This is a genomic window from Arthrobacter sp. G119Y2 (assembly GCF_038069765.1).
Taxonomy (GTDB): Bacteria; Actinomycetota; Actinomycetes; order Actinomycetales; family Micrococcaceae; genus Arthrobacter_B.
In genome coordinates this window covers 605,174-629,943 of sequence record NZ_JBBPFS010000001.1, presented here as the reverse complement: position 1 = coordinate 629,943, position 24,770 = coordinate 605,174, and the positions used below count along the sequence as shown (strand labels likewise).

Genomic DNA, 24,770 nt, shown 5'->3' with positions numbered 1-24,770 from the left:
ATAGCCTTTCAGTTGAGGCGCCGGTCAGGCGTTCTGCGGGAAGCCGAGATTGATTCCCCCGTGGCTCGGATCCAGCCAGCGGGTGGTGACCACTTTGCCCCTGGTGAAGAACCCGACGCCTTCCGTTCCGTGGGCGTGGGTGTCACCGAAAAGCGAGTTCTTCCACCCACCGAACGAATAGTAAGCCATGGGCACCGGCACGGGGACGTTGATGCCCACCATGCCAACTTCCACCTCATTTTCAAAGCGCCGCGCCGCGCCGCCGTCATTTGTGAAAATGGCCGTTCCATTGCCGTACGGGTTGGTGTTGATCAGGTGCAGGGCCTGCTCGTAGCTGTCCACGCGGACCACGGAGAGAACCGGGCCGAAGATTTCGTCCTGGTAGATCGACATGTCGGTTGTGACGTTGTCGAACAGGGTCGGTCCCACGAAGAATCCGTCGCCTTCTGCGTCCGGTGTGACGGTGCGGCCGTCCACGACCACTGTGGCGCCTGAGGCTTCTCCGGCGTCGATATAGCCCGCCACCCTGGTGAGGTGTGCTGCCGTGACGAGCGGGCCCATGTCGCAGCTGCGGCTTCCGTCACCGGTACGCAGCGCTCCGGTGCGCTCGGCGATTTTGTCCACCAGTTCATCGGCAATGTTCCCCACCGCAAGCAGCGCGGAGATGGCCATGCAGCGTTCCCCGGCGGAGCCGAAGCCGGCGTTCACCGCAGCGTCGGCGGCCAGGTCCAGGTCGGCGTCGGGCAGCACGATCATGTGGTTCTTGGCGCCGCCCAGGGCCTGGACGCGCTTGCCGTGGGCGGTTGCCGTTTCATAGACATACCTGGCGATCGGAGTCGAACCCACAAAAGACACGGCCTTGATATCCGGATGGGTCAGGAGCGTATCCACCGCCACCTTGTCCCCGTGCAGGACGTTGAAAACGCCGTCGGGCAGGCCGGCTTCCTTCCACAGCTCCGCCAGCCAGTTTGCCGCGCTCGGGTCCTTCTCGCTCGGCTTCAGCACCACGGTGTTACCGGCGGCCAGCGCTATCGGGAAGAACCACATCGGGACCATGGCCGGGAAGTTGAAGGGACTGATGATCGCCACGGGCCCCAGCGCCTGGCGGACTGAATGCACGTCCACGCCGGTGGATGCGTTTTCGGTGAAGCTGCCCTTCAGCAGATGCGGTATGCCGCAGGCGAATTCCACCACTTCCTGGCCGCGGCTGACTTCGCCGAGCGCGTCGTCGAGCACCTTGCCGTGCTCGGCGGTGAGGATGGCGGCCAGTTCACCCTTGCGGGCGTTGAGCAGCTCGCGGAAAGCGAAGAGTATCTGCGTCCGCCGGGCAAGGGACGTATCCCGCCATGAAGGGAAGGCGGCAGCAGCCGCAGCGACGGCCGCCGCGCCCTCATCCTCGGTGGCCAGGGACACCTGGCCTGTCACCTTGCCCGTGGCCGGGTTTGTCACCGGAGCGGTGCGTGCTCCGGCCGGGACGGAACGGCCGTTGATCCAGTGCCTGATGTTGTCCACGGTTTCTCCTTGCGGGGCTGGCCTGTCCGGCTCAAGTCGGCCGAAGTGTCTGGGACCAGTGTGCCGCTGTTCCACCTGCCGCAGAAGTAACAGTCTGTAAGGCCTCGGGGCCGGTGCTTTACCCTGTGTAAATGCTGCCCACAGTTCGGTCCGTCCTGGCCCTCCCCGTCCTGCGTGATGCCGAGCCGTCGCTGTTGGGTTCCGCCGGGGGCCTGGACCACCAGGTGCGCTGGGTTCATGTCAGCGAGGTCCTCGATGTTTCAGGACTGCTTTCCGGCGGGGAACTCGTGCTGACCACCGGCCTGGAACTGGAAAAGGACCCCGGCCAGACGGCCGTGTTTGTCCAGTCGCTTGAGGAGGCGGGAGCGTCGGGCCTCATCGTGGAAGTCATCGGCAACCGGGAGGAGAGCCTCGCGGCGCTGGCCCGGGCTGCATCGGCGGCTGCCCTGCCCGTCGTCGTCGTGCGCCGGCGCGTGCGTTTTGTCCAGATCACCGAAATAGTGCACCGGCTCATTGTGGCCGAACAGTTGGAACGGGTGGAACGCGCCCGGGCCGTCCACGAAGCCTTCACGATGCTGAGCCTGGAAAGTGCCGGAACTCAGCAGGTGGTGGAGCAGGCCGCGGCCATGATCGGCGCTCCGGTGGTGCTGGAGGACCTCTCCCATCTGGTGCTCGCGTACGCTGCGCGCAACGTTGACACAGCGGTACTGCTGGACGACTGGGAACGCAGATCCCGGATCACCCACTCGACGACAGGTACATCCCGCGGGGGCAGCGGAGACTGGCTCCAGACACCGGTGGGCGTGCGGCGCCAGGTGTGGGGGCGGCTGGTGGTCCCTGCGGTACTGGACGACGACGGCGCCGCAGCCATGGTGCTGGAACGGGCCGCCCAGACACTTGCCATCAACCGGCTCGCCGAGCGGGACCGGCGTGACCTGAACCAGCAGGCCCAGGCCGGGCTGCTGAACGCGCTGCGCCAGCCCCGCGGCCTGGGTGAGGGCGAAGCGCAGACCCGAGCGGCCGCCCTGGGCCTGCAACGCTCGCCCTTCTACCTTCCGGTGGTCTTCCGGAGCGGATCACCGGCCGTTTTTCCGCGGACAGAAGTGTCCTCCAGCGACGGCGATCCGCTCGCCGGGCAGCAGGAGGAACGCATGCTGCTGGAGCAGCTGGCCCGCGCCCTGAAACCGCTGCCGTGCACTGCCCTCAGCGCCGTTATTCAATCCGGCTCGGTGGGAATGATCCTGGCCCTCCCGTCGAAGCAGGCTGAGGATCGGGTGCTTCATGCCTTGGCCGGAGCCCTGGCGGAGGACCGGAAGGACGGTTTGGGTCGGGTGGGTTCGGGCCCGGATGGTTCAGGGGGCCGGGAAGGCCCGGGAGCAGCCCGGTGGACCATCGGCGTCGGGCGCCTTCAGGATTCCCTGCTGGAAGCCGCTGCGGGCATTGACGAAGCCGACCACGTCGCCGAAGCCGCCGCCACCCTGCCCGGTCACGGCCGGGAATACCACCGGGCCACCGATATCCGGCTGCGCGGCCTGCTGGCCCTGCTGCGCAAGGACCCGCGCGTGCAGCAGTTCGTTGAATCCGAGCTGCACGGGATCCTCGACGCCGAGGCCCGCGGCGAGGAAGGGCATCTCGAACTGCTGGGACATTTTTTGGAATCCGGCGGCAACAAGACCGCCCTGGCACGCACCAGTTACCTGAGCAGGCCCACGCTCTACGCCCGGCTCAGCCGTCTCGAAGACCTTTTGGGTCTGAACCTCGACGATGCCGAATCCCGGACATCGCTGCACGTGGCCCTGCTCGTATACCGGCTGCGGACGCTGTGACGGTCGCTTACCATTGGGTCCGCGCAGTCATAACTGAATCTCGGGACCCGCAGATTCCGTGACGATGAGTTCGTCCACCTGCAGGCGCCCCACATACAGCTCCTTGATGTCGGCGCGGCCGATGCTGACCCTCCCGATGGCCAGTGCACCAACAGCCACCGCACCCATGGCGAGGGCGCCCAGGGAGAAGGCGCCAACGGCCAGGGTCCTGGCGCTGAGCGCGGGCGGCTCCAGCATCCGGGAATGCCGATGGCCATGACCATGGATCAGGCTGTTCAAGAACACGGGAGCCTCCGGCAGATGGTGGACGGATAACGGACCTCGGCCAAGGCAGCGAAGCCGGTGCGCCCCGCCGCCGCTGTCGGCTTCGGCTATCCAGAGTGCAGGGAGTCCGCCGAACACACAAGCGTCACAGACAAAAATGCTCCCCGGCCCGGTCAGGGGTCGGGGAGCATTTTTTACATCCGCAAGTTTACAGCTACTCGCCGGGGGCTCCGGGGATGGCTGTTGCGGGCGGCTGTGTGGGTACCGGAACTGCAGTCGGAGCCGGGGCCGGAGCGGGAGCGGTCGGCGCGGGGACCCCGGGAACCTCGGGCTCTGCCGGCGGTGCGGGTTCCGGAACTTCGCCGGCACCTTCGCCCGCGCCGGGGGCAGATGAAGGCTCGGGTTCCGGCGTCGGATCCTCCCGGGGTGCTTCCGGTTCCGGCTCATTGTCCTGCTCGGGCACCGGTGACGGGGACGGTACCCGGTTCGGGTCCGTCAGGCCACCGGTTGCGTACAGCGGTGCGACGGCGCGCATGTAGTCGGTCCACTGCGCGCCGGCGATGGTGGAGCCGTCCACATAGCTGCGGGTCACGCCGTTGATCGGAAGGTCGTTCAGCGAAGAGTACGAGGTCCAGTTACCCACCCAGGACGCAGTGGAAATGCCCTGCGTGTAGCCCACGGTCCAGGTCTGCTCGGAGACATCGGTAGTGCCGGTTTTCGCTGCTGCGGGAACACCCAGCGGCGAGATGCCTCCGGGACCGCTCTCCACGAGTTTCTGCAGCGGCTCCGAGACCTCTTTCGCGACTTCCTCGGACATTGCGCGGGAGCACTGCTCCTCGGGCACGGAATAGGACCGGCCCCTGGCATCGGACACCTGCGTCAGCGCGATGGGTTCGCAGTACTCTCCGCCGCTGGCAAAGGTCGCGAACGCTGCTGCCATCGTCATGGGCGCCACTTCCTGGCCGCCCAGCACGAAGGAGGGGTTGTTGACCTCCAGCGGTTCGCCGTCGACGGCGCGGTGGACACCCATGCGGGTGGCCGCGTCACGAATGTCGCACAGGTCCAGCTGGGAAGCCTGCGCCACGGTGGCCGTATTGGCGGACCAGGTCAGCCCGTCCCCCACGGTCATCCTGCGCTCGTACCCTTCCTGGGCGTTTTTGAATTTCCACTCGTCGAAATACGCGTCTTCGGGCAGGCAGCTGGCAGTCCAGTCATATCCGGCGGGATAGGTGGTCCGGGAAGCGTCAATGACATCATCAATGCTTCCTCCGGCCTCGAGCCACGCCACGGTGGTGAAGGGCTTCATGGTTGAGCCCGGCTGGAAGCCGTAGGCGGTTCCGCCCATTTCCGAGTCCACATTGAAGTTCAGCTGCGTGTTGCCGGCGCCTTCTTCCGGCGTGTAATTCGTGTTCTGGGCCATGGCCAGGATCTTGCCGGTACCCGGCTCCACTGAAACCATTGCCGAACCTGCTCCAGAGGCGTCTCCGGTGGGGACCTGCGCCTCGATCTGGGCCTGGGCCTGCTCCTGGAGCCTGGAATCGAGTGTGGTGGTGATAGTCAGGCCGCCGCGGGCCAGCAGCTTGGCACGGGCCGTTTCATCGGCGCCGAACTCCTCGGAGGCCAGCACTACCTGCTCCACGTAGCTGCAGAAGTACTCCGCCATCTCGGCACCCACGCAGCCGGAGCGGGCCGCGGGCTGGGGGTTCAGCTGCAGATCGGAGGCGACGGCGTCGTCGTACTCCTGCTGCGTAATCTTGTCGTAGCGAAGCATCGCGGACAGCACCGCATCCCGGCGGTCGCGCGTGCCCTCGGGGTTTGTCAGCGGATTGAAGTTGTTCGGGGACTGCACCATGCCGGCGAGCATTGCCGACTGCGGGACGTTCAGCTGGGCTGCGGGGACGCCGAAGAAGGTCTGCGCCGCCGCCTCAACTCCGTAGGTGCGGCCGCTGAACAAGACGATGTTCAGGTAACCTTCAAGAATTTCTTCCTTGGAGTATTCCTTTTCGACGGCGAAGGACAGCTTCGCCTCCCGGATCTTGTCCGTAATGTTCTTGGTTCCGCTGACCGTGAGCTCGTCAGCGCTCTTGCCTTCGGCAACACCCTGGTCGATCAGCACGTTGTTCACGTACTGCATGGTCAGCGTGGAGGCGCCCTGCGTGCTGTCCTTCGTCAGGTTTGATGCCACTGCACGGGCCACGCCTTTGACGTCCACTCCCCCGTGCTCGTAAAAGCGGTTGTCTTCAATGGCAATAATCGCGTCCTGCATCGACGGCGAAATGTTCTCCAGCGTCACCGGTATCCGGTTCTCCGCGTAGAACGAAGCGATCAGCTGGCCGTCGGCCGAGTAGATCTTGGAACCCTCGTCCAGGGGGCCGGTTTCGAGCTCGTTCGGCAGGTCCTCCAGTGAATCGAGGACCTGGTTTGCGCCGGAAGCTGCCACTGCCGTGGTGGGAATGAAGATGCCGGCGACGAGGGCACCGCAGAGGGCGCTCACCGCCAAAAACAACACAAGCCGGCCGGAGGTGCCGAGTCTGCCCAGCAAGGAGGAGTTGTTTTGTCGCATCCGCCTAAGATACAACCCGTTTCTGTGGAGCCATACTTGACGGCCTCTGTCACAACGAGTAGAACCTTAGCCGCATCCCGCCGTCGGCGGCGGTTTCCTGCGGCTGGTCCGTCTGCCGCCGCCCTGTTCCATGAGAAGAAGATCACACCGGCGTGCCGGGTTTCGGTGGAGCCCTGACGCGTATACGCTGTAAACATGAATTCTCGTCCCGATCCTGACCGCGGTCCCCTGTCTGCTGCTGCCATCGCGGCATGTGCACTGGAACTGGCGGACCGCGAGGGTCTCGAAGCGGTCTCCATGCGCAACGTTGCCGACATCCTCGGGGTCTCTGCCATGGCGTTGTACCGCCACGTGGAAAACCGTGAAGCCCTGCTGCTGGCTATGGCAGCCGAGGCCGGCCGTGAGTTTGTCCTTCTGCCGCCCACCCCGGCCTCGTGGCAGGAGATGCTTCAGCACATGGCCGCGGCACTCTGGGACGACTTCCACAAGCACCCCTGGCTGCTGCAGATTGTCCTGGGGCCGAGCCGGCTGCTGGACATGGCCTCCACCGAGGAACTCGAAGTGCTCCTTCAGGCGCTCAATGCGGCAGGGCTTCCGGAGGACGACTGCTTTGACTGTGTCGTAGGACTATCGGGTGTTGTGATCGGGACTGCAGTTCTGGCCCTGGCCGCGAATCCCGGACCGGGACGGCACCGCCCCACCCGGCCCAACGCCGTCGTACCCCTGGAATCCGGTGACGGCGCCCCTCACGGTTCCCTTACCGCCAAGTTCCGCGGACGAGGGATTACCTACGACGCCTCACGGAAGTCCCTGGACTTCGCCGTGGGCAGTTTTCTCCTCGGCGTGGAAGCACGAATCACATCAAGCATCCGGATGCGGCAGGAAAAGCACTCCGGCTTAGAGAAGGAACAACAGTGAAACTGAGCAACAAGACAGCCATTGTCACCGGCGGCGCCGGCGGTATTGGCCAGGGTATTGTCCGGCACTTCCTGTCCGAGGGCGCCAAGGTTGCCGTCGTGGACATTAGCCAGGAGCAGGGCGAGAAGCTCGTGGCCGACCTGGGCAGCCTGGGCGAACTGATTTTCATCTGCAAGGACATCTCCCTGCCTGAAAGCGCTGCCGAAATTGTCGCCGAGACGGTGGCACGCTTCGGCCAGTTGGATATCCTCGTCAACAACGCGCACGCATCCAAGCAGGCACCGATTCTGGAAACGACGCCGGAGATCTGGAACCTGTCCTTCGGCACCGGAACGCTGGCCACTCTGTACCTGATGCAGGCGGCCCATCCGGAACTGAAAAAGACCCGCGGCAGCATCATCAACTTCGGTTCCGGCGCCGGTATCAAGGGCCTGCCAAATCAGGTGGCCTACGCCGCAGCCAAGGAAGCCATCCGTGCGATCACCCGTACGGCGGCAAACGAGTGGGCAGCGGACGGCATCCGCGCCAACGTCGTCAGTCCGGTCGCGCTGACTCCGGGAATTGTGGAGTGGAGCAAGGCTTACCCGGAGCAGTACCAGGAAGTGGTCGACGGCGTCCCGCTGGGCCGCCTGGGCGATCCGGAGACGGACATCGCACCGATCGTGGCATTCCTTGCCAGCGATGAATCCCGCTACCTGACCGGCCAGACACTGATGGCCGACGGCGGCACCATCAAGCTGTACTAGAGCGGTTACACCTCCGGGGAAGCGCTGTGGCGGGTTTGGCAGCGCACCTCCGAGGTGCTGCTTACGACGCCGCAGCGGATGCGGCTGCCGTTGTCGTCCGCGTCTTGCTGTTGCGCGGCAGTGACAGCCGGGGCGCGGGCGACGCCAAGTGGCTGCCGGGGTGTCGGTTCCCGAGGTCGTTGAGCCCACGACTGTGCAGGCTTGGACTAGTGGCATTGCACTAGTGGCCACCGGCGACTTGGGTGACTAGGTAGCCTCTGGCAAAAGACGGGTATTTGACCGTCAACAATAGGGCCGGTTTGGGCCTGTTTTGGTCTGTTGTGGAGCTGGAAATGTCGGTGGCGGGTGAAATCCTGAGGTCATGGATCAGAACGGATCTTCGACGGGCCCCGGACCCGGCACTAACAGCGGACAGGCAGCAGTGTGCAGCCTGTCGGTTTTTGTTGCCGGGCCCGGTCCGGAGGTTTCTGATCGGGCCGGTGAAACTGATCCGGCTGTTGCCGCAGTAGCCCATTCCCCCAGTGGTTTTGTTGCTCCCGGTGGCGCTTTTGAACCGTCGGGGCCTGGCTCCCGGGACGGGTTTACCGGGGCTCTGGCCTTCCGGAACGTGGAGTGCCTGAACGAGGAAGAAACCGGTGCCGTGTTGTCGCGGTTGAATGTGCTGGGCCGGTGGGTTCAGGCGCAGCAGGCGAAGGTCCTGTCCCGGATGCAGAACATTTACGAGTCCGAGAGCATGTTCGTTTCGGGCCGGCCGGATTCCGAGATGGCCTTCAGTCTGGCAGCCGAGGAAGCGGCTACGATTCTGGGGGTTCCCACCGGTACCGGAACGGCGTTGATGAGCCGGGCCGGTGATCTGTGCACCGCCAACACTGCCACGTTGGGGAGTCTGGAGGCCGGGGAGATCAGTTACGGGCATGCCGAGACGGTTCTGGAGCAGTGTGTGGGGATTGCTCCGGCGGATGTGCCCGTGTTTGAGGCGAAGCTGCTGGGTTTGGCTGCGGGACAGACGAAGGCGCAGTTCCGGGTGAAGGCTCGGCGGTTGAGGGAGAGTCAGTATCCGCAGACGATTGTTGAGCGGCAGCGGACGGCTTTTGATCGGCGGTCGGTGTGGGTGCGTCATGAGCCTGACGGTATGTCGTGGTTTTCGGCGATGCTGCCGGCGGAGACTGCGCAGGGGATTTATCACCGGCTCAGTGTTGCGGCCCGGGGTGAGCAGGCGGCCGGAGATACGCGGAGCGTGGATCAGTTGCGGGCGGATATCGTGGCGGACCTTTTGGGTGGTCATGAGCATGGGTGCAGTTCCGGGGGCTGCGACAGCAGCAAGGGCACCGGCGCCGGGAAGGGCGCTGGCGAAGGCGGCGGGGGCAACGGCGCCCGGAAGGGCAGCGGTTCCGGAACCGGAACCGGTGAAAAGGATGGTGCCGGTTCCGGGTCGTGCCGTATAGGTCATGGTTCCAGGGCCCGGACTGAGATTCTGGTGGTGATCACTGCTGAAACTCTCTTCGGAGCCGATGACCAGCCTGCGGAACTGGTCGGGTATGGGCCGATCAGCCCCGAAAGAGCCCGGCGGATGGCCCGCGAGGCGGCGAAGTGGACGCCGGCGGAGCGGGACCCGGAGACTGAGGAGATCCTGCGGGTGGGTAAGCGGCGGAAAGTACCGGACGGGTTGAAGCAGTTGCTGCGGGTCCGGGACGGGACGTGCCGGTTCCCGGGCTGCCGGACCAATGCGGTGATCTCCGAGATTGACCACACCAAACCCTGGGCGCAGGGCGGTCCCACCGATCACGACAACCTGGAACATTTATGCCGGCGGCACCACATGTTCAAAACCAAAGGATTCTGGAAAGCCTGCCAGCCCAGTCCCGGGATTATTGAGTGGACCTCACCGGGAGGACGAAAGTACCGCACCAAACCAGACCTCACCCTGGATACATCTTCGACCACAGCCACGTCCGACAGCACACCCACGTCTGCGACTTCGGCCGTATCTGCGACTACGGCCTTGTCTACGGCCTTGTCTACGGCCTTGTCTACGGCCAGAGACACGGCCACGACTGCTGCGGAGGGCAGTGAGGTTGAAAGAGTTGAACTAGACCCAGATGATTATGGGGATGACCCGCCGCCCTTCTAGCGGGGCTGCCGGACGGGCGGCGCTTTGAGACTGGCATGCGTGCTGGCTGGCTGCGACACGAGCAGAGCGGCGGAACTGGGGGCTGCGGAATTGCGGGCTGCGGAATGAGTTCTCAGTTCAACAGCCAGCCCTTCTGAACAGTGGTGGGAACAGCCGGCCCTCCTGATCAGCGTAGGAACGGCTTCAGCCTCTCAGCCGCAGGAGCCTCCACCATCAGCGGTAAGCTCAGGGCATGGCACGATACTTTGACATCCACCCGGAGAACCCCCAGCAGCGCAGCATAGGTCAGATTGTTGCAATCCTGCGGTCAGGCGGATTGATCGCCTACCCGACGGACTCCTGTTACGCCCTCGGAGCGCAGCTCAGCAACAAGGATGCTTTGGACCGGATCCGCTCGATCCGCCAGCTGGACGACAAACACCACTTCACGCTTATGTGCAGGGACTTCGCGCAGCTCGGTCAGTTCGTAAAGATGGACAACGACACCTTCCGCAGCATTAAGGCCGTCACCCCGGGCAGCTACACCTTCATCCTGCCCGCAGTGAAGGAGGTGCCGCGCTGGTTGTCTCAGCCCAAAAAGAAGACCGTAGGCGTCCGTATCCCGGATAACAAAGTTGTGCAGGCACTGCTGGAAGAACTGGGAGAGCCGATGATATCCAGCACCCTGCTGCTGCCCGGCGAAGAGGATCCCCTGACCGAAGGCTGGGAGATCAAGGAACGCCTGGACCACCAGGTAGACGCTGTTCTGGATGCCGGGTTCTGCCCGCCGGACCTCACCACTGTCGTCGACTTCTCCAGCGGAGAGCCGGAAGTTGTCCGGCACGGCACTGGAGATCCCTCCCGTTTCGAGTAAGGCACGCCGCCACTTCCTTTGCACCGGCACTTCGAATAAGCACGCCGCCACTTCCTTTGCACCGGCACTTCGAATAAGCACACAGCCATCCTTCCGTGGCAGGCTGGGGACATGGCACTGCACATCGGCACCTCCGGCTGGAGCTACAACCATTGGCGGAACGTGCTGTACCCGCCCGGTCTCCCGAACCGCCGCTGGCTCGAAACCTACGCAGCCGAATTCGACACCGTCGAGTACAACGGAAGCTTCTACAGGTGGCCGCGCGAACCCGCGTTTGCTGCTTACCGGGAGCGGCTGCCGGACGGCTACCGGTTTTCCGTCAAAGCACCGCGCGGGCTGACGCATGCGCGCAAGCTGCGGGAGCCTGAAGAGTGGATCGGGCGCATTAGCCGCTGCTGGAAGGAACTCGGAGATAAAGCCGGTGTCCTCATCGTGCAGCTGCCGCCCAACTTGGAGCGCGACGACGCCCGGCTGGACTACTTCCTGTCCGCACTTCCCGGGGACATTAAAACTGCTGTTGAGTTCCGTCATCCCAGCTGGGAAACCGAAGACGTGTACAGCCTGCTTTCACGGCACGACGCCGCATACACCGTCATGAGCGGAGCCCGCCTGCCCTGTAACCTGCGTGCAACGGCGTCATTCGTGTACGTACGCATGCACGGACCCGACCATGAACACCTCTACGCCGGCTCCTACAGCGATGCTGATTTGCGCTGGTGGGCGGAGCGGATACGGGAATGGGAACGGTCGGACAGGGATGTCTACATGTACTTCAACAACGACGGCGAGGGGCACGCCGTTCGCAACGCCCGCACCCTGCACGCGCTGCTGGCTGGGGACAAGTAGTTTCAGGCTGCTCGCTGGCTCAGGCTGCCCCTGGGCTGCACGGCGGCCCACCATTTCTGCCGCTCCTCCGCGCCTCCCGTACCCGGGGCGTCTCGCGTACCCGCGGCGCCTCCCGTACCTCCCGCGCCTTCCGTACCCGCGGCGCCTCGCAGCGCCAGGGAAACGCCTTGCGATGTTTATCGAATACCGTTATGTTAACGGTATTCGATATAACGACAGTCGTTAACCAGCGACGCATCTCCGTGGAGGAATCATGACAGCAGCACTATCAGATGTATCAACAGCGGTAGCCCGCCGGGGCGCCGCAACTGCCCGGAAAGCAGGACTGATCACGAGCATGGTTCTTTCCGGACTGATCATCCTGCTGTGCGTTGGGGTGGGAATTGCCCACACCGTGTTTACCCTGCAGGGGGAAGTGGAGCTGTTGCTGCCGGCAGCCCCGGTCTCGGACGGCACTTGGTCCGAACTCAGCCCGAAGATTACGTCGGGAACTCCGGAGAGTTTCATTCTCACTCTGGAAGGGGTGGAGTCCGAAGGGCTGGCGCAGTATGCAGCGCTAATGGGTGTCGGCTTTGCCGCCATTGCCCTTTTCTTTGCCTTTGTGTATTACCTCTGCCACCGCCTCTACCGGGGAAAGCCGTTCGGTCGCCTGATGACGGTCGGATTCGCGGTTTCATCTGCTGTGATGATCATCGGAACAGTGGCTCTGCCTTCGGCCTGGACGAACATCAACGAACGCATCTTGGTTGACGCAGGTATTTCCCTTGCGGACGCACCGTTCACGGCAGGCTACGTCCTCGGTGCAGGTGATGCTCTCACCTTGGCGCTGGGAATCTTCCTTGCGCTTTTGGCCGCAGCCTTCCACATCGGCAGCAGGCTCCAGCGCGACGGCGAAGGGCTTGTGTAGTGCCTCCGGTTGATCTTGATTCTTCGGTGCACTGCAGGCTGGACGAACTGCTCGCTGCACGAAACCTGACACTGACTGAACTCAGCAAGCGGGTAGACGTCAGCATCGTAAATCTCTCCGTCCTCAAAAATGACCGGGCCAAGGCCATTCGGTTTTCCACCCTGACGGCAATCTGCCGGGCACTGGATTGTTCCATCGGAGAGCTTCTGGTCCTCAAGGACCTGCCCCAGGGGCGGTAAGGCCTAGAGGCTCTTCACCACGCGTGCCGGATTGCCGACAACAACCACATTCGGCGGCACATCGCGCGTGACTACGGCACCGGCACCAATGACGGAGTTCTCCCCTACGGTAACTCCGGGAAGAACAATCGCTCCGCCTCCAATCCACACATTGTCACCGATGGTAATGGGCTGGGCTGCCTCCAGCTTGTCCCTCCGGGGCGCCGGCTCCACCGGATGCGTGGGCGTCAGCAGCTGCACATTGGGACCGATCTGGACGTCGTCGCCGATCGTTATCGCAGCAACGTCCAGGGCGGTGAAATTGTAATTGATGAAGGTGCGGGACCCTATTGTCAGGTACCTGCCGTAGTCCACATGGATCGGCGGCCGGATTTCCGACCCCTCACCCAAACCGCCCAGCAGCTCGGGAAGGATCTCCGCCGCTCCGCCCCGGTCCTGCGCCCAGGTTCGGTTATAGCGGTCGGCCAGCTCGATGGCACTGATGCTGAGCTGCGCCAGTTCCGGATCGTCAGCGATATAAAGGTCACCGGCCTCCATCCGCTCCCGCATCGAACGGGGATCTCCGGCAAAGTAGTCTGTCATCGCAAGGCAGCCTTTCGGTCGGCAGCTTCCACCGTATCGGACGCCCCCGGATCAGCTTGGGCGGCGATGTCCCGGAGCGCGGCAAGATGGCCCCGGACGGCTTCGCGGCCCTCCGGGGTCAGGGCTACCCAGGCACGCGGGCGCGGCACACCCTTCTCTCGGGCGACGGCGGCGATTCCGGCGTCCGCCAGAACCTTGAGTTGGCGGCTTAGGGCGGATTCGCTCAGAGCGAGAGCATCACGCAGGGCGGTGAAGGCGACCTCATCATTGGGCAGAAGAAAAGCACAAATCCGCATGCGCTGCTCCGGATGAATCAGGGAGCTGAACTGCGGCGCGGTCACCGCGCGGCACCGGCGTCGTATCCGGTACGGCGGCGGCTGACGCTCCAGGTGCAGGCGGCGGTCACGATCCCCAGCAGAACAGCAGCAACGAGAACGAAAACCACATTGCCTGAAGCCTTGAGCAGGATAAGAGCCGACGCACACAGGCCGGCTCCGAGAACCACAAAGACCGCCGACGGAACCCGGAATCCGGGTGCACAGTAGGTTTTTACGGGAGAGGCACCGGAACGGCGGCGCGCCATCGCCTCCAGAGCCAGGGGAAAGAGGATACCGCCCAGCACCACACCGGTAGTGGTCAGCCACGGAACTGCGAATGAGCCCAGGGCAAACGCGGCAGACAATCCGAGCCCAACCGGATACCACCAGGGGCGTGCGCCGGCGCGTGCCCCCTGCTCGACAGCCTCGTTTGCCCTCCGAAGGGCGTCCCGGGCCTCCTGTGGTCCATGGATATTCATGGCATCTCCCCCGCCGGTGGTTTTCCGAAACAGCTGACGTTTTCGAAGCAGCTGACAGAGTTCGAAAGCCGGTTCCCGAAGCCTATTTCAGAGTTTCCAACTCCGCAAGAGTGAAACTCAAGGCGGTTCCGGTGCGTCAGCCGTGCATATCAGGGGTGGTTCCAGTGCCCGCCGCACTGGTTCGGATATCTGGGCGTGCCGCCTCCTCTCCGGCTCGAAATGCAAGAGTCGAAAGGAAAACCGCTGCACAATTTCTGCAATCAGCTCTGTTGAACCAGTTTCCCTTGACTGCCGGCCCGTGGGTGAGAACTGTGGACGCCACGGGGGAAACACACGCCTCGCGAGGCTACTCACGTCACGGGGCATACCAGAAGGGCCGGGACACTGCCGGCCCCTCCACCGCACTCTGGGAGGAATGCCGCTGTGAAGTATCCACATGCAGGAAAAAACGCAAAACGGATGATAACGACGGCGGCTGTTGCCGCCGTCGTTTTGTCAGGAACCGTCCCCGCTCCGGGGATGCAGGGAAACGGCCGCGGCGGAGGCAACGGCGACGACGGCTCCCCCGCAGCGCAGAACGTGATCCTCATGGTGGGGGACGGCATGGGTCCGGGGCAGCGCGAGGCGATCCGTCTGGCGCTGGTGGGGCTGACGGGTGAACTGGAAATGGACTCGATGCCCGCCGTCGGACGGGTGCATACCAACTCCGCAGATCCGGAGACTTTTGTGACCGACTCAGCTGCGGCAGCCACATCGATGGCCACCGGGGTGAAAACCTACAACGGAGCCATCGGGGTGGACCTGAACCAGCAGCCGGTCACCACGGCACTGGAAGTGGCCGAGGAACTGGGAAAGTCCACCGGACTGGTCACCACGAGCAACGTCACTGACGCCACACCGGCAGCATTCGGCTCCCATGTGCTGGACCGGGACGAGCAAAGTGCCATTGCCCGGCAGTTCCTGGAGAGCAGCCGCCCTGAAGTCATCCTCGGCGGCGGAGAAGACCACTGGTACCCGGCCGGCGATCCTGGACGGTTCCCGGACAACCCGCCCGAGGATCCGTCAGAGGAGAGCGCCGGAACCGAAGGGAACCTGGTGGAAGAGGCCCAGTCCCTCGGTTACGAATATGTCTGGGATCTGGAGGGCCTGCAGGAAGCGGATTCCTCCATGCTGCTGGGTCTGTTCGCAAATGAGGAAATGTTCCAGTATGGCGAAGACGTCGAGGAACTGTATGAGCCGACGGTGCCGCTGACAGAGATGACAGCGAAGGCGCTCGAGGTGCTCACCTCCGGCGGGACCGGCGACGGCTACGGCAACGGCGGCGCCGGTAAAGCCCAAGCCGGCGGCAGCGAAGCCCAAGGGGGCAAAGGGGGCGGCGGCAAGGGCGGTGGAGGTAAAGGCGGCGGAGGCGGCGGCAGCAACGAAGACGCCGGCTTCTTCCTCATGGTGGAGGAAGAAGGCATCGATTCCTTCAGCCATGTCAATGACGCCGAACTTACCATCGACTCTGGAATTGAGTTTGACCGCTCCGTCGCCCTGGCGAAGGACTTCGCGGAGCAGGACGGAGACACCCTGCTGATTGTGGTGGGTGACCACCAGACCGGCGGCATGACCATTGAAGCCGTCGATGTGCCCGAGCCCGGAGAGGAACCGGACGAGTCCGGAGACGGCCTTTCAGCAGAAGACGGCCCGCTGCCGGTGGCCAACTCCGAACAGCAGTTCATGGTGGACTGGACCACGGACGGCCACACCGCCCTGGACGTTCCGCTGACCGCAATGGGACCGGGATCGGAGCTTCTGACCGGAGTCTATGAAAACACACGCATCTTCGACGTCATGGTCGAGGTGATGCGTGCCGGGGCGGGCGACGGCGACAACGGCGGCGGCACCCCTCCCCCGGGCTGGCACCATCCCAAAGGCCGCTTCGACCTGCAGTCCCACCGCGGCGGGCGGGGCGAATACACGGAGGAATCCCTCACTGCCTTTGCGCACTCGCTGGAACTGGGAGTCAGCACCCTGGAACTGGATACCCACCTGACCGAAGACGGCAAGGTGATTGTCTGGCATGACGACGTCATCATGCCGGAGAAGTGCCGCGACACCGCACCGGCCCGGCCCGCGGATCCCGAATTCCCGTATGTGGGTGACCGCGTCGCGCTCCTGGATCTGGCACAGATCAAAACCCTTGACTGCGGCTTCCAGCAGCTGCCGGGTTACCCGGAGCAGGAGGTGGTGCAGGGCAACCGCATTGCGGAACTGCGCGACGTCTACGCCCTGGCCGACGCTTACGATGCCCGGAAAATCCGCTTCAATGTTGAGACCAAGGTTGAAGAGGGACTGGAAGGCGGTCCGGGAATGGAAGCCCTGGCACGTGCCGTCGTCGAGGAGGTTGAAGCCTCGGGCCGGGAACGCCGCACCACAATTCAGTCCTTTGACTGGTCTGCCCTGAACCTGGTGGCCGCAATCGCTCCGGACCTAAAGCTTGTGGCCCTGGCCGAAGACGCCGTTGCCCTGCAGGTGGGCCAGCCCGGCGCAGCACCGCAGCTGGGCGGGCTAGATATCGACGACTACAACGGATCGCCGGCGTTGGCTGCGGCTGCGGCGGGATACGACGTCCTCTCCCCTCTCGCAACCACAGTCACAGCGCAGATGATCCGGGAGGCACATGACGCCGGCCTTCCAGTCATCCCGTGGACGGTCAACACCGCGGAGGCCATGAACGCCCTGATGGACCTGGGGGTGGACGGACTCATCACCGATTATCCAACTCTGCTGCGTTCAGTCATGGAGGAGCGCGGTTTGAAGCTGCCGAGGGCCTACAGCCGTTCTTAGACTGAGCCCACATCTCCGGAGCCGGATAGGAGCCCCGTGGAAGGGAACGCGAACACCCCGGATCCGGCTGCCCTGGCCGGACTGAGCCCGTTCGAGCTGAAGGACCGGCTGATCAGTCTTGCCTCCTCTGAGCGGGACCGGTTGATGCTGAATGCCGGCAGGGGAAACCCGAACTTTCTGGCAACCCTTCCACGGCGGGCGTTCCTGGCCCTTGGAGACTTTGCCGTCTCCGAGTCGGAGCGCTCGTACTCCTATCTGGACAGCGGCTTCGGCGGCCTGCCGGAGCGGGACGGAATGCTTGGACGGTTTAATGCCTTTGTCGTTCAGGATCCGCAGCGTGGTGGTCTGTCCTTCCTCCGGTCGGCACTCAGCTATGTCCATGACCAACTCGGACTGGACCGGGAGCAGTTCCTGGCGGAAATGGTCACCGCCTTCCTGGGCTGCTTCTATCCCACACCCCCTCGGGTGCTTCCCCGCACAGAGGAGGTACTGCGGGCCTATCTGACCCAGGAGCTGTTCGGACCCCGGACCTCTGCCGGAACCTTTGACGTGTTTCCCACCGAGGGCGGCACAGCCGCCATGACCTACCTCTTCTCCAGCCTGGCTGCCAACGGACTCATAGCTCCGGGAGACCGAATCGCGCTCGCGGCACCGATCTTCTCTCCGTACCTGGAGATCCCGGTGCTGCCGGAGTACGGGCTGGAAACAGTGCTGCTGCGGATGGACGAGGCGGAGGACTGGCGGCTTCCGGACTCCGAACTGGACAAGCTCCTCGATCCGGCGATTAAGGTGTTCTGCCTCGTCAATCCCAGCAATCCGCCGTCGTCCCGGCAGCCCGGGGAGGTGCTGGACCGGCTCGCCCGCCTGGTAGCGGAGGAACGCCGGGATCTGATCATCATCACCGACGATGTCTACGGCACGTTCGCGGACAACTATGTCTCGGTCTTTGCCGCCTGCCCGCGCAACACCGTGTGCGTGTATTCCTTTTCGAAGTACTTCGGAGCCACCGGTTGGCGGCTTGGAACCGTCGCCCTGCACCGGGAGAACGTGATTGATGCCCTGCTTCAGGACCTGCCCCCGGATGAGAAGCAGCGTCTGGACGCGCGGTACGCCTCCCTGACGACCGATGCCGGGGATCTGGCGTTCATGGACCGGCTGGTGGCTGACAGCAGGACGGTGGCTTTGAACCACACGGCGGGTCTCTCGGGTCCGCAGCAGCTGCAAATGGTGCTCTTTGCCCTGCACGGACTCATGGACCGTCTGCACCGGTACCAGGATGCGGCAAAAGACCTGATCCGCGGCAGATACGACACCCTGTACCGGAGCATGGGGGTTCCATCGGTCCGCGGGCCCGACGACGTCGGGTACTACAGCGTGATTGACCTGGAAGAACTGGGCGGAAGGCTGTACGGCCCGCAGTTCCGGAACTGGCTTGCTTCCCGGACGGATCTGGGCCTGCACTTCCTGCTGCGGCTGGCTGCAGAAACGGGCGTGGTTTTGTTGCCGGGCAGCGGGTTCGATGTCAGTGTCCCCTCCGCACGGGTGTCGCTGGCCAACCTCACGGATCATGAGTACCGCGCCATTGGTACCGCCACCCGGCGGGTTGTGGAGGAGTACTACGGAATGTTCAGCCGCGGCGAACCGGCCGGTGCGGGACCTGCGGAAGGCAGCAACCCCTAGCTCCCGGGCGGGGGTGCCGAACCGGCAGGAACAAAGCGGTATCCCATGCCGTGTTCGGTCACGAAGTGCACCGGCACCGCCGGATCGGTTTCGAGCTTGCGGCGCAGCTGTCCCATGTAGAGGCGGAGATAGCCCGTATCGGTGGTTCCTGGACCCCAGACGTCGTTGAGCAGGGTGGGCTGGCTGATCAGCCTGCCCGGGTGCTGGACCAGAGCCTCCAGCAGCCGCCACTCAGTGGGGGTCAGGTGGATGGAGGAACCGTCCGGGATGCGGACCACAGCCTTCGCCGCCAAATCCACCCGGACGTCCCCGAACACCACTTCGGACTGTTCCGGAGCTGCCGGCGTGCGGCGGGTCAGGGCACGGATCCGGGCCATTAGTTCTTCGGTGGAAAAGGGCTTGGTGACGTAGTCGTCGGCCCCGAGGTCGAGGGCGCGGACCTTGTCGGCCGAGTCCGTTCGGCCGGAGATGACCAGGATCGGCGCACGGCTCCAGCCCCGCACCGCCTCGATGACCTCCATACCGCTGAGCCGGGGCATGCCCAAATCCAGGACAATGAGGTCGGGGTGTTCCTCCACGGCCTTGCGGACCGCGGCAGCGCCGTCGGCGGCAGTGGCCACCTCGTAGCCGTAGGCGGACAGGGTGATCCGGAGGGCACGGAGAATCTGGACGTCATCGTCGGCAATGAGGACCTTCACCGGACACCCGGTGCTTCAGCCGGAACGGGTACTTCTGCGGCAGGCAGGGACAACACCATGGTCAGCCCGCCTCCGGGTGTGTCCTCGGTTTCCAGCGTTCCCATCATGCCCTCCATGAAACCCTTGGCCAGGGCAAGTCCCAGACCAAGACCGGTCAGATTATCGGTATCCCCGAGCCGCTGGAACGGCACAAACACATCTTCGAGGCGTTCCGCCGGGATTCCCGGCCCACAGTCTATGACCCGCACTTCCACACGTCCGGCAAATGCGCTCCCCGCCAGCACCACTTTGCTGCCGGCCGGAGCAAACCGCACGGCGTTGGCCAGCAGGTTTACCAGGACGCGCTGGAGCAGCACCGAATCGGCGAGCACCGGCGGCAGGTCCGCGGGAAGCTCCAGCTCGACTTCGGCCGGACCAAGAGCCAGCTCCTCCAGCGCCGGCAGCACAGCTTCCGCAATCTCCAGCGGTGCCAGGCTCACACCGAGGACGCCGGCCTGCAGCCTGCTGACGTCCAGCAGGCTCGTGACCAGGTCGGAGAGCGTGGCCAGGGATTCCTCCGCCGTGGCGAGCAGCTCCGCGCGGTCCGACTCGCTCCACTGCACATCCGGTGCCCGCAGGCCGGTGACAGCGGCGGTGGCTGCGGTCAGCGGGCGTCGGAGATCGTGCCCGACGGCGGCGAGCAGCGCAGTACGGACCTTGTCCGCCGCTGCCAGTGAACCCAGTCCCTCAGCGGTCTGGGCCAGGTCGCCAAAGTCCAGGGCGGCCTCCAGCTGGGCAGTGATAACGGCCAGCAGCCTGCGGTCCGACGCCTCCAGATCCCGCCCGTACAGTTCCAGCACCGCCCGCTCCCCCACCGGGAGCTGCGTGGCAGCCGTACTTCCGGACGCCAGCCCGGCGGCGGCCAGCTCGGCGCCGTCGGCCAGCAACCGGACGCACCGGAGGTTGAAGGCCTCCCGGGTGCGGTTGACCAGTGCACCCAGGGCGTCCTCACCGCGCAGGACGCTTCCGGCCACTGAGGCCAGCAGCTCCGATTCGGCTGCGGCGCGGCGTGCCGTGCGCGAACGCCGGGCGGCGCGGTCTACGACATAGCTGACCAAAACGGCGTTGACGACGTACAGGACCAGGGCGAGGACATGTTCCGGGGTGGCAACGGTGACTGTGTAGAGGGGCTGGATAAAGAAATAGTCCAGGGTGATGCCGGAGAGCAGTGCAGCAAACATCGCCGGCCAGATGCCGCCGGTCAGCGCCACCAGGATGACCAGCAGCTGGTAGCTGAGGACATCGCCGGTGATCGAGGCGGGAGTGCTCATGGCCACCAGCAGCCAGGTCAGCAGGGGCCCGCCGGCCAGCGCCAGGGCCAGGCCGGACAACCGCCGTCGAACCGTCAGTGCTCCGCCGAGCCGCGGCAGGACCGGCCGTCCGCCAGCTGCCGGGTGGTTCACGATGTGCACGTCGATGTCCCCCGACTCGCGCACCACGGTCGCACCGATGCCGGGGCCGGTGAGCAGCGCCCAGATGCGCGGGCGGCGGCTCACTCCGATCACCAGCTGGGTGGCGTTCACGCCGCGGGCAAATTCCACCAGGGCCTGCGGAACCTCGGTGCCGATCACCTGGTGGAAGGTGCCGCCCAGTTTTTCCACGAGTCCCCGCTGGGCTGCGAGTTCACCCGGGTGGGCTTCCCGCAGCCCGTCGGGACTGGTGATGTGCACGGCCAGCAGCTCACCGCCGGCGGAACGGGCGGCAATCCGGGCTCCGCGGCGCAGCAGTGTCTGCCCCTCGGGGCCGCCGGTCAGGGCCACCACCACCCGTTCCCGTGCCTCCCATTTGTTGCGGATGCCGTTCTCCGCCCGGTAGCGCTTCAGGGCGCTGTCCACTTCGTCCGCCAGCCACAGCAGCGCCAGCTCGCGAAGCGCGGTGAGGTTGCCGAGCCGGAAGTAGTTGGACAGCGCCGCATCCACCCGGCCGGAGGGGTAAATGATGCCGGAGGAGAGCCGGCCGCGCAGCAGTTGCGGAGCGATGTCCACCAGCTCCACCTGGTCCGCCGCCCGCAGCACCGAATCCGGCACCGTCTCGCGCTGCACGGTACCGGTGATCTGCTCGATGACGTCGTTCAGGGACTCGATGTGCTGGATGTTCACGGTGGACAGGACGTTGATCCCGGCGTCGAGCAGGGCCTGGACATCCTGCCAGCGCTTGGCGTGCTCCAGGCCGGGGGCGTTCGTGTGGGCGAGCTCGTCCACCAGCGCATAGTCCGGCCGGCGGGTCAGGACCCCGCCCAGGTCCAGCTCGGAGAGCACCAGTCCCCGGTGGTTAACCATGACGGGCGGGACCGTTTCGAGGCCTTCGGCCATGGCGGCCGTGGCGGCGCGGCCGTGGGTTTCCACCACCGCCACCGCCACGTCCCTGCCCTCGCCGGACAGCCGCCGACCCTCTTCAAGCATGGTGTAGGTCTTGCCCACTCCGGGCGCAGCGCCCAGGAATACCCGGAGTTGTCCTCGTGTCATGTTCTAAGTGTCCAGCTCCGAGAGCGCGATGTTCAGCTTCAACACGTTGACCCGGCCCTGACCCAGCACTCCTGCCTGCCTGCCCTCCACCGCAGCCTCGACCAGCGCCCGCACTTCGCCGGTACCCAGGCCGCGTTCGGCAGCGACCCTATCCGCCTGCAACAGCGCGTATTCGGGGCTGATGTGGGGATCCAGGCCCGACGACGACGCCGTCAGGGCGTCCGCCGGCACGTCATCCGGGTCCACTCCCTCCAGCTCGGCGACGGCGGTGCGCCGTTCCCGGATTGCTGCTGCCAGATCCGGGTTGGTGGGGCCCAGGTTCGAGCCGCCGGAGGCCCCGCCGTCGTACCCGTCTCCGGCAGCCGACGGCCGGGACTGGAACCACTGCGGCAGGGCTGCACCGTTTTCGTCCGTAAAGGACTGGCCGATCAGCTCGGAACCCACTGTTGTGCCGTCCACGGTAACCGGGGAACCGTTGGCCCGGTTGCCGGCCACCGCCTGGCCTAGGCCGGTGACCACCAGCGGATAGACGAGGCCCAGTGCGAGGGTTAGGACAGCGACGGCCCGAAGGGCCACTCCCAGCTGCCGGGCGGACGTGCGTGCGGTACTCATGATGCTCCCTGGGGATAAGTTGTGGTGTTTTGTCTGTCCGGGTGTGCTGCCCGCACCTGCCGCATCAGAACCCCGGAATCAGGCTGACGGCCAGATCGATGAGCTTGATCCCGATGAAGGGTGCCACCACCCCGCCGACGCCGAAGACCAGCAGGTTGCGGGTCAGGATCCCCGAGGCGTTGGCGGCACGGTATTTCACGCCGCGCAGTGCCAGCGGAATCAGGGCGATGATCACCACCGCATTGAAGATGACGGCGGAGAGGATCGCTGAGGAGGGCGAGTGCAGGTTCATGACGTTCAGGACGGCCAGTCCCGGGAACACCCCCATGAACATGGCGGGAATGATCGCAAAGTACTTGGCCACGTCATTGGCGATCGAGAACGTGGTCAGGGCTCCGCGGGTGATCAGCAGCTGCTTGCCGATCCGGACAATATCGATCAGCTTGGTCGGATCCGAGTCCAGGTCCACCATGTTGCCGGCCTCCTTCGCAGCCGACGTTCCGGTATTCATGGCCACACCGACGTCGGCCTGGGCCAGTGCCGGGGCATCATTGGTGCCGTCCCCGGTCATGGCCACCAGCTGGCCTTTGGCCTGTTCCCTGCGGATCAGTGCCATTTTGTCCTCCGGGGTGGCTTCGGCCAGGAAGTCATCCACCCCGGCCTCGGCGGCAATCGCCTTAGCGGTGCGGGGATTGTCGCCCGTGATCATGACCGTGCGGATGCCCATGGTGCGCAGCTGGGCGAAACGTTCCCGCAGGCCGTCCTTGACCACGTCCTTCAGGTGCACGACGCCGAGAATCCTGGCGCTGCTGTCGGCATCGCGGACCGCCACCACCAGCGGCGTGCCGCCGCCCGAGGAGATCTTGTCCACCTGGTACGTCAGATCCGAGAGCACCTCAACCTCGATGCCGCCGGACTCCGCCGCCCAGTCCATGACGGCCGAGCCTGCACCCTTGCGGATCCGGGTTCCGTCGGCACTGTCCAGGCCGCTCATCCGGGTCTGGGCGGTGAAGGGAACGCTGACGGCGTCGGCGTCTTTGACATATGTCATGCCCATGCCTGCTGCCAGGTCCACGATCGATTTGCCTTCCGGCGTCGGGTCTTCCGCCGAGGACAGGACGGCGGCACGAATAAGTTCGTCCCGGTCAGCCCCGGCCACCGGGATGAAGCCCGCGGCCTGCCGGTTGCCGTAGGTAATGGTGCCGGTTTTATCCAGCAGCAGCGTGGTGACGTCACCGGCGGCCTCAACGGCGCGACCGGACATGGCCAGCACATTGTGCTGGACCAGCCGGTCCATGCCGGCGATGCCGATGGCGGAGAGCAGCGCACCAATGGTGGTGGGGATCAAACAGACCAGCAGCGCCACCAGCACCGGAATACTCACGGCGGCACCGGCATACCCGGCGAGCGGGTTCAGCGTCACCACCACCACCAGGAAGATCAGGGACAGGGTGGCCAGCAGGATGTCCAGGGCGATCTCGTTCGGCGTTTTCTGCCGGGCTGCCCCTTCCACCAGGCGGATCATTCGGTCCACAAAGGTCTCCCCCGGCTTGCTGGTAATCCGCACGACGATCCGGTCCGAGAGGACCCGGGTGCCGCCGGTAACCGCTGAACGGTCGCCGCCGGACTCCCGGACCACGGGAGCGGATTCACCCGTAATCGCGGATTCGTCCACCGACGCGATGCCGTCAACGATGTCGCCGTCACCGGGGATGATTCCGCCCGCGGTGACCACCACGACGTCGTCGAGCACCAGATCGGCGGAGGCAACCTCCTCCACCGAAGTGCGGGACGCGGACGGATCACCGGAGGGATCGTAGCCGGAGACCCGCTGTGCAGGAGTGGTGGTGCGGGTGGCGCGCAGCGACGCCGCCTGGGCCTTGCCCCTGCCCTCGGCCACGGATTCGGCGAGGTTGGCGAAGATGACGGTTAGCCAGAGCCAGGCCGCAATCAGCCAGGTGAAGCTGCCCGGAACCGCGCTGCCCCCGGAGGCGCCGGCACTGCCGGTGACGGACTCCGCCACTGCAATGACGGTAATCAGCGCGGCGCCCGCCTCCACGATGAACATCACCGGCGTATGCCACATGATCCGCGGATCCAGCTTGCGCAGGGCCCCCGGAAAGGCAGCGGCAAGCTGGGCTACGGAGAAACCGCTTCCCTGGCCGCTTTTGCTTCCGGAGGCCGCTGCCGGGCTGTCCGCAGCGGAGCCGGGATCTGACCCGGGCTGATGGGTACTGGAGTTTTTCGTCAAGGTGGTCATG

At 65.0% G+C, this 24,770-nt stretch carries 20 protein-coding genes; 10 read left to right on the top strand and 10 right to left on the bottom strand.

From position 1 onward, the window contains the following. Positions 1-24 precede the first annotated feature (24 nt). Positions 25-1,512 (bottom strand): CoA-acylating methylmalonate-semialdehyde dehydrogenase, encoded by a 1,488-nt coding sequence (locus WKB88_RS02995; protein ID WP_341393055.1) that lies wholly within the window; start codon positions 1,510-1,512, stop codon positions 25-27. Between the two features lie 131 nt (positions 1,513-1,643). Between WKB88_RS02995 and WKB88_RS02990 the strand changes: the two genes are divergently transcribed. Beyond that, positions 1,644-3,338, top strand: a complete 1,695-nt coding sequence (locus WKB88_RS02990; RefSeq protein WP_341393054.1) for a PucR family transcriptional regulator — start codon at positions 1,644-1,646, stop codon at positions 3,336-3,338. A gap of 27 nt (positions 3,339-3,365) precedes the next feature. On the opposite strand, the gene WKB88_RS02985 is transcribed toward WKB88_RS02990, so the two are convergent. Then, the gene (locus tag WKB88_RS02985; protein WP_341393053.1) at positions 3,366-3,575 is read right to left on the bottom strand and encodes a hypothetical protein; all 210 of its coding nucleotides are present in this window, start codon (positions 3,573-3,575) and stop codon (positions 3,366-3,368) included. A 241-nt stretch (positions 3,576-3,816) separates the two neighbouring features. Next, positions 3,817-6,165: a transglycosylase domain-containing protein gene (locus tag WKB88_RS02980; protein WP_341393052.1), complete on the bottom strand. Its 2,349-nt coding sequence runs from the start codon at positions 6,163-6,165 to the stop codon at positions 3,817-3,819. Positions 6,166-6,360: 195 nt separating this feature from the next. Here WKB88_RS02980 and WKB88_RS02975 point away from each other — a divergent pair, with 195 nt between their 5' ends. The 7 genes from WKB88_RS02975 to WKB88_RS02945 all read left to right on the top strand — a co-directional run bounded on the left by WKB88_RS02975 (position 6,361) and on the right by WKB88_RS02945 (position 12,805). After that, positions 6,361-7,083, top strand: coding sequence for a TetR/AcrR family transcriptional regulator (locus WKB88_RS02975; RefSeq protein ID WP_341393051.1), 723 nt, complete (start codon positions 6,361-6,363; stop codon positions 7,081-7,083). Next, on the top strand, positions 7,080-7,829 hold the full coding sequence (locus tag WKB88_RS02970) for an SDR family NAD(P)-dependent oxidoreductase (RefSeq protein WP_341393050.1): 750 nt from the start codon (positions 7,080-7,082) through the stop codon (positions 7,827-7,829). The genes WKB88_RS02975 and WKB88_RS02970 overlap by 4 nt, the downstream gene beginning before the upstream one ends. 607 nt (positions 7,830-8,436) lie before the next feature. Further along, entirely contained in the window at positions 8,437-9,960 is a 1,524-nt protein-coding gene (locus WKB88_RS02965) for an HNH endonuclease signature motif containing protein (protein WP_341393049.1), read from the top strand. A 232-nt stretch (positions 9,961-10,192) separates the two neighbouring features. Further along, entirely contained in the window at positions 10,193-10,813 is a 621-nt protein-coding gene (locus WKB88_RS02960) for an L-threonylcarbamoyladenylate synthase (protein ID WP_341393048.1), read from the top strand. 111 nt (positions 10,814-10,924) lie between these two features. Further along, complete coding sequence (locus tag WKB88_RS02955; RefSeq protein WP_341393047.1) at positions 10,925-11,659, top strand: DUF72 domain-containing protein; 735 nt, start codon at positions 10,925-10,927, stop codon at positions 11,657-11,659. Between the two features lie 253 nt (positions 11,660-11,912). Beyond that, positions 11,913-12,566: a hypothetical protein gene (locus tag WKB88_RS02950; protein ID WP_341393046.1), complete on the top strand. Its 654-nt coding sequence runs from the start codon at positions 11,913-11,915 to the stop codon at positions 12,564-12,566. Next, positions 12,566-12,805, top strand: a complete 240-nt coding sequence (locus tag WKB88_RS02945; protein ID WP_341393045.1) for a helix-turn-helix domain-containing protein — start codon at positions 12,566-12,568, stop codon at positions 12,803-12,805. Before WKB88_RS02950 ends, WKB88_RS02945 begins: the two co-directional genes overlap by 1 nt. Positions 12,806-12,808: 3 nt before the next feature. Here WKB88_RS02945 and WKB88_RS02940 read toward each other — a convergent pair whose 3' ends face one another. The 3 genes from WKB88_RS02940 to WKB88_RS02930 are packed head-to-tail and all read right to left on the bottom strand — an operon-like array spanning position 12,809 to position 14,183. Continuing rightward, entirely contained in the window at positions 12,809-13,387 is a 579-nt protein-coding gene (locus WKB88_RS02940; protein WP_341393044.1) for a sugar O-acetyltransferase, read from the bottom strand. After that, the gene (locus WKB88_RS02935; protein WP_341393043.1) at positions 13,384-13,728 is read right to left on the bottom strand and encodes a transcriptional regulator; all 345 of its coding nucleotides are present in this window, start codon (positions 13,726-13,728) and stop codon (positions 13,384-13,386) included. Before WKB88_RS02935 ends, WKB88_RS02940 begins: the two co-directional genes overlap by 4 nt. After that, positions 13,725-14,183 (bottom strand): hypothetical protein, encoded by a 459-nt coding sequence (locus tag WKB88_RS02930; RefSeq protein WP_341393042.1) that lies wholly within the window; start codon positions 14,181-14,183, stop codon positions 13,725-13,727. Before WKB88_RS02930 ends, WKB88_RS02935 begins: the two co-directional genes overlap by 4 nt. Positions 14,184-14,642: 459 nt before the next feature. On the opposite strand from WKB88_RS02930, the gene WKB88_RS02925 reads away from it, so the two are divergent. Both WKB88_RS02925 and WKB88_RS02920 read left to right on the top strand, forming a co-directional pair. Then, complete coding sequence (locus WKB88_RS02925) at positions 14,643-17,015, top strand: alkaline phosphatase (RefSeq protein WP_341393041.1); 2,373 nt, start codon at positions 14,643-14,645, stop codon at positions 17,013-17,015. Positions 17,016-17,051: 36 nt separating this feature from the next. Further along, on the top strand, positions 17,052-18,695 hold the full coding sequence (locus WKB88_RS02920; RefSeq protein ID WP_341393040.1) for a bifunctional aspartate transaminase/aspartate 4-decarboxylase: 1,644 nt from the start codon (positions 17,052-17,054) through the stop codon (positions 18,693-18,695). Here WKB88_RS02920 and WKB88_RS02915 read toward each other — a convergent pair. From WKB88_RS02915 to kdpB, 4 genes are all read right to left on the bottom strand, one after another. Then, positions 18,692-19,393, bottom strand: coding sequence for a response regulator (locus WKB88_RS02915; RefSeq protein ID WP_341393039.1), 702 nt, complete (start codon positions 19,391-19,393; stop codon positions 18,692-18,694). The two genes, WKB88_RS02920 and WKB88_RS02915, sit on opposite strands and share 4 nt — an antisense overlap. Further along, positions 19,390-21,897, bottom strand: a complete 2,508-nt coding sequence (locus WKB88_RS02910) for a DUF4118 domain-containing protein (RefSeq protein ID WP_341393038.1) — start codon at positions 21,895-21,897, stop codon at positions 19,390-19,392. The genes WKB88_RS02915 and WKB88_RS02910 overlap by 4 nt, the downstream gene beginning before the upstream one ends. Before the next feature lie 3 nt (positions 21,898-21,900). Next, complete coding sequence (gene kdpC / locus WKB88_RS02905; RefSeq protein WP_341393037.1) at positions 21,901-22,509, bottom strand: potassium-transporting ATPase subunit KdpC; 609 nt, start codon at positions 22,507-22,509, stop codon at positions 21,901-21,903. 64 nt (positions 22,510-22,573) lie between these two features. After that, positions 22,574-24,769 (bottom strand): potassium-transporting ATPase subunit KdpB, encoded by a 2,196-nt coding sequence (gene kdpB / locus WKB88_RS02900; RefSeq protein ID WP_341393036.1) that lies wholly within the window; start codon positions 24,767-24,769, stop codon positions 22,574-22,576. Position 24,770: the final 1 nt, after the last annotated feature.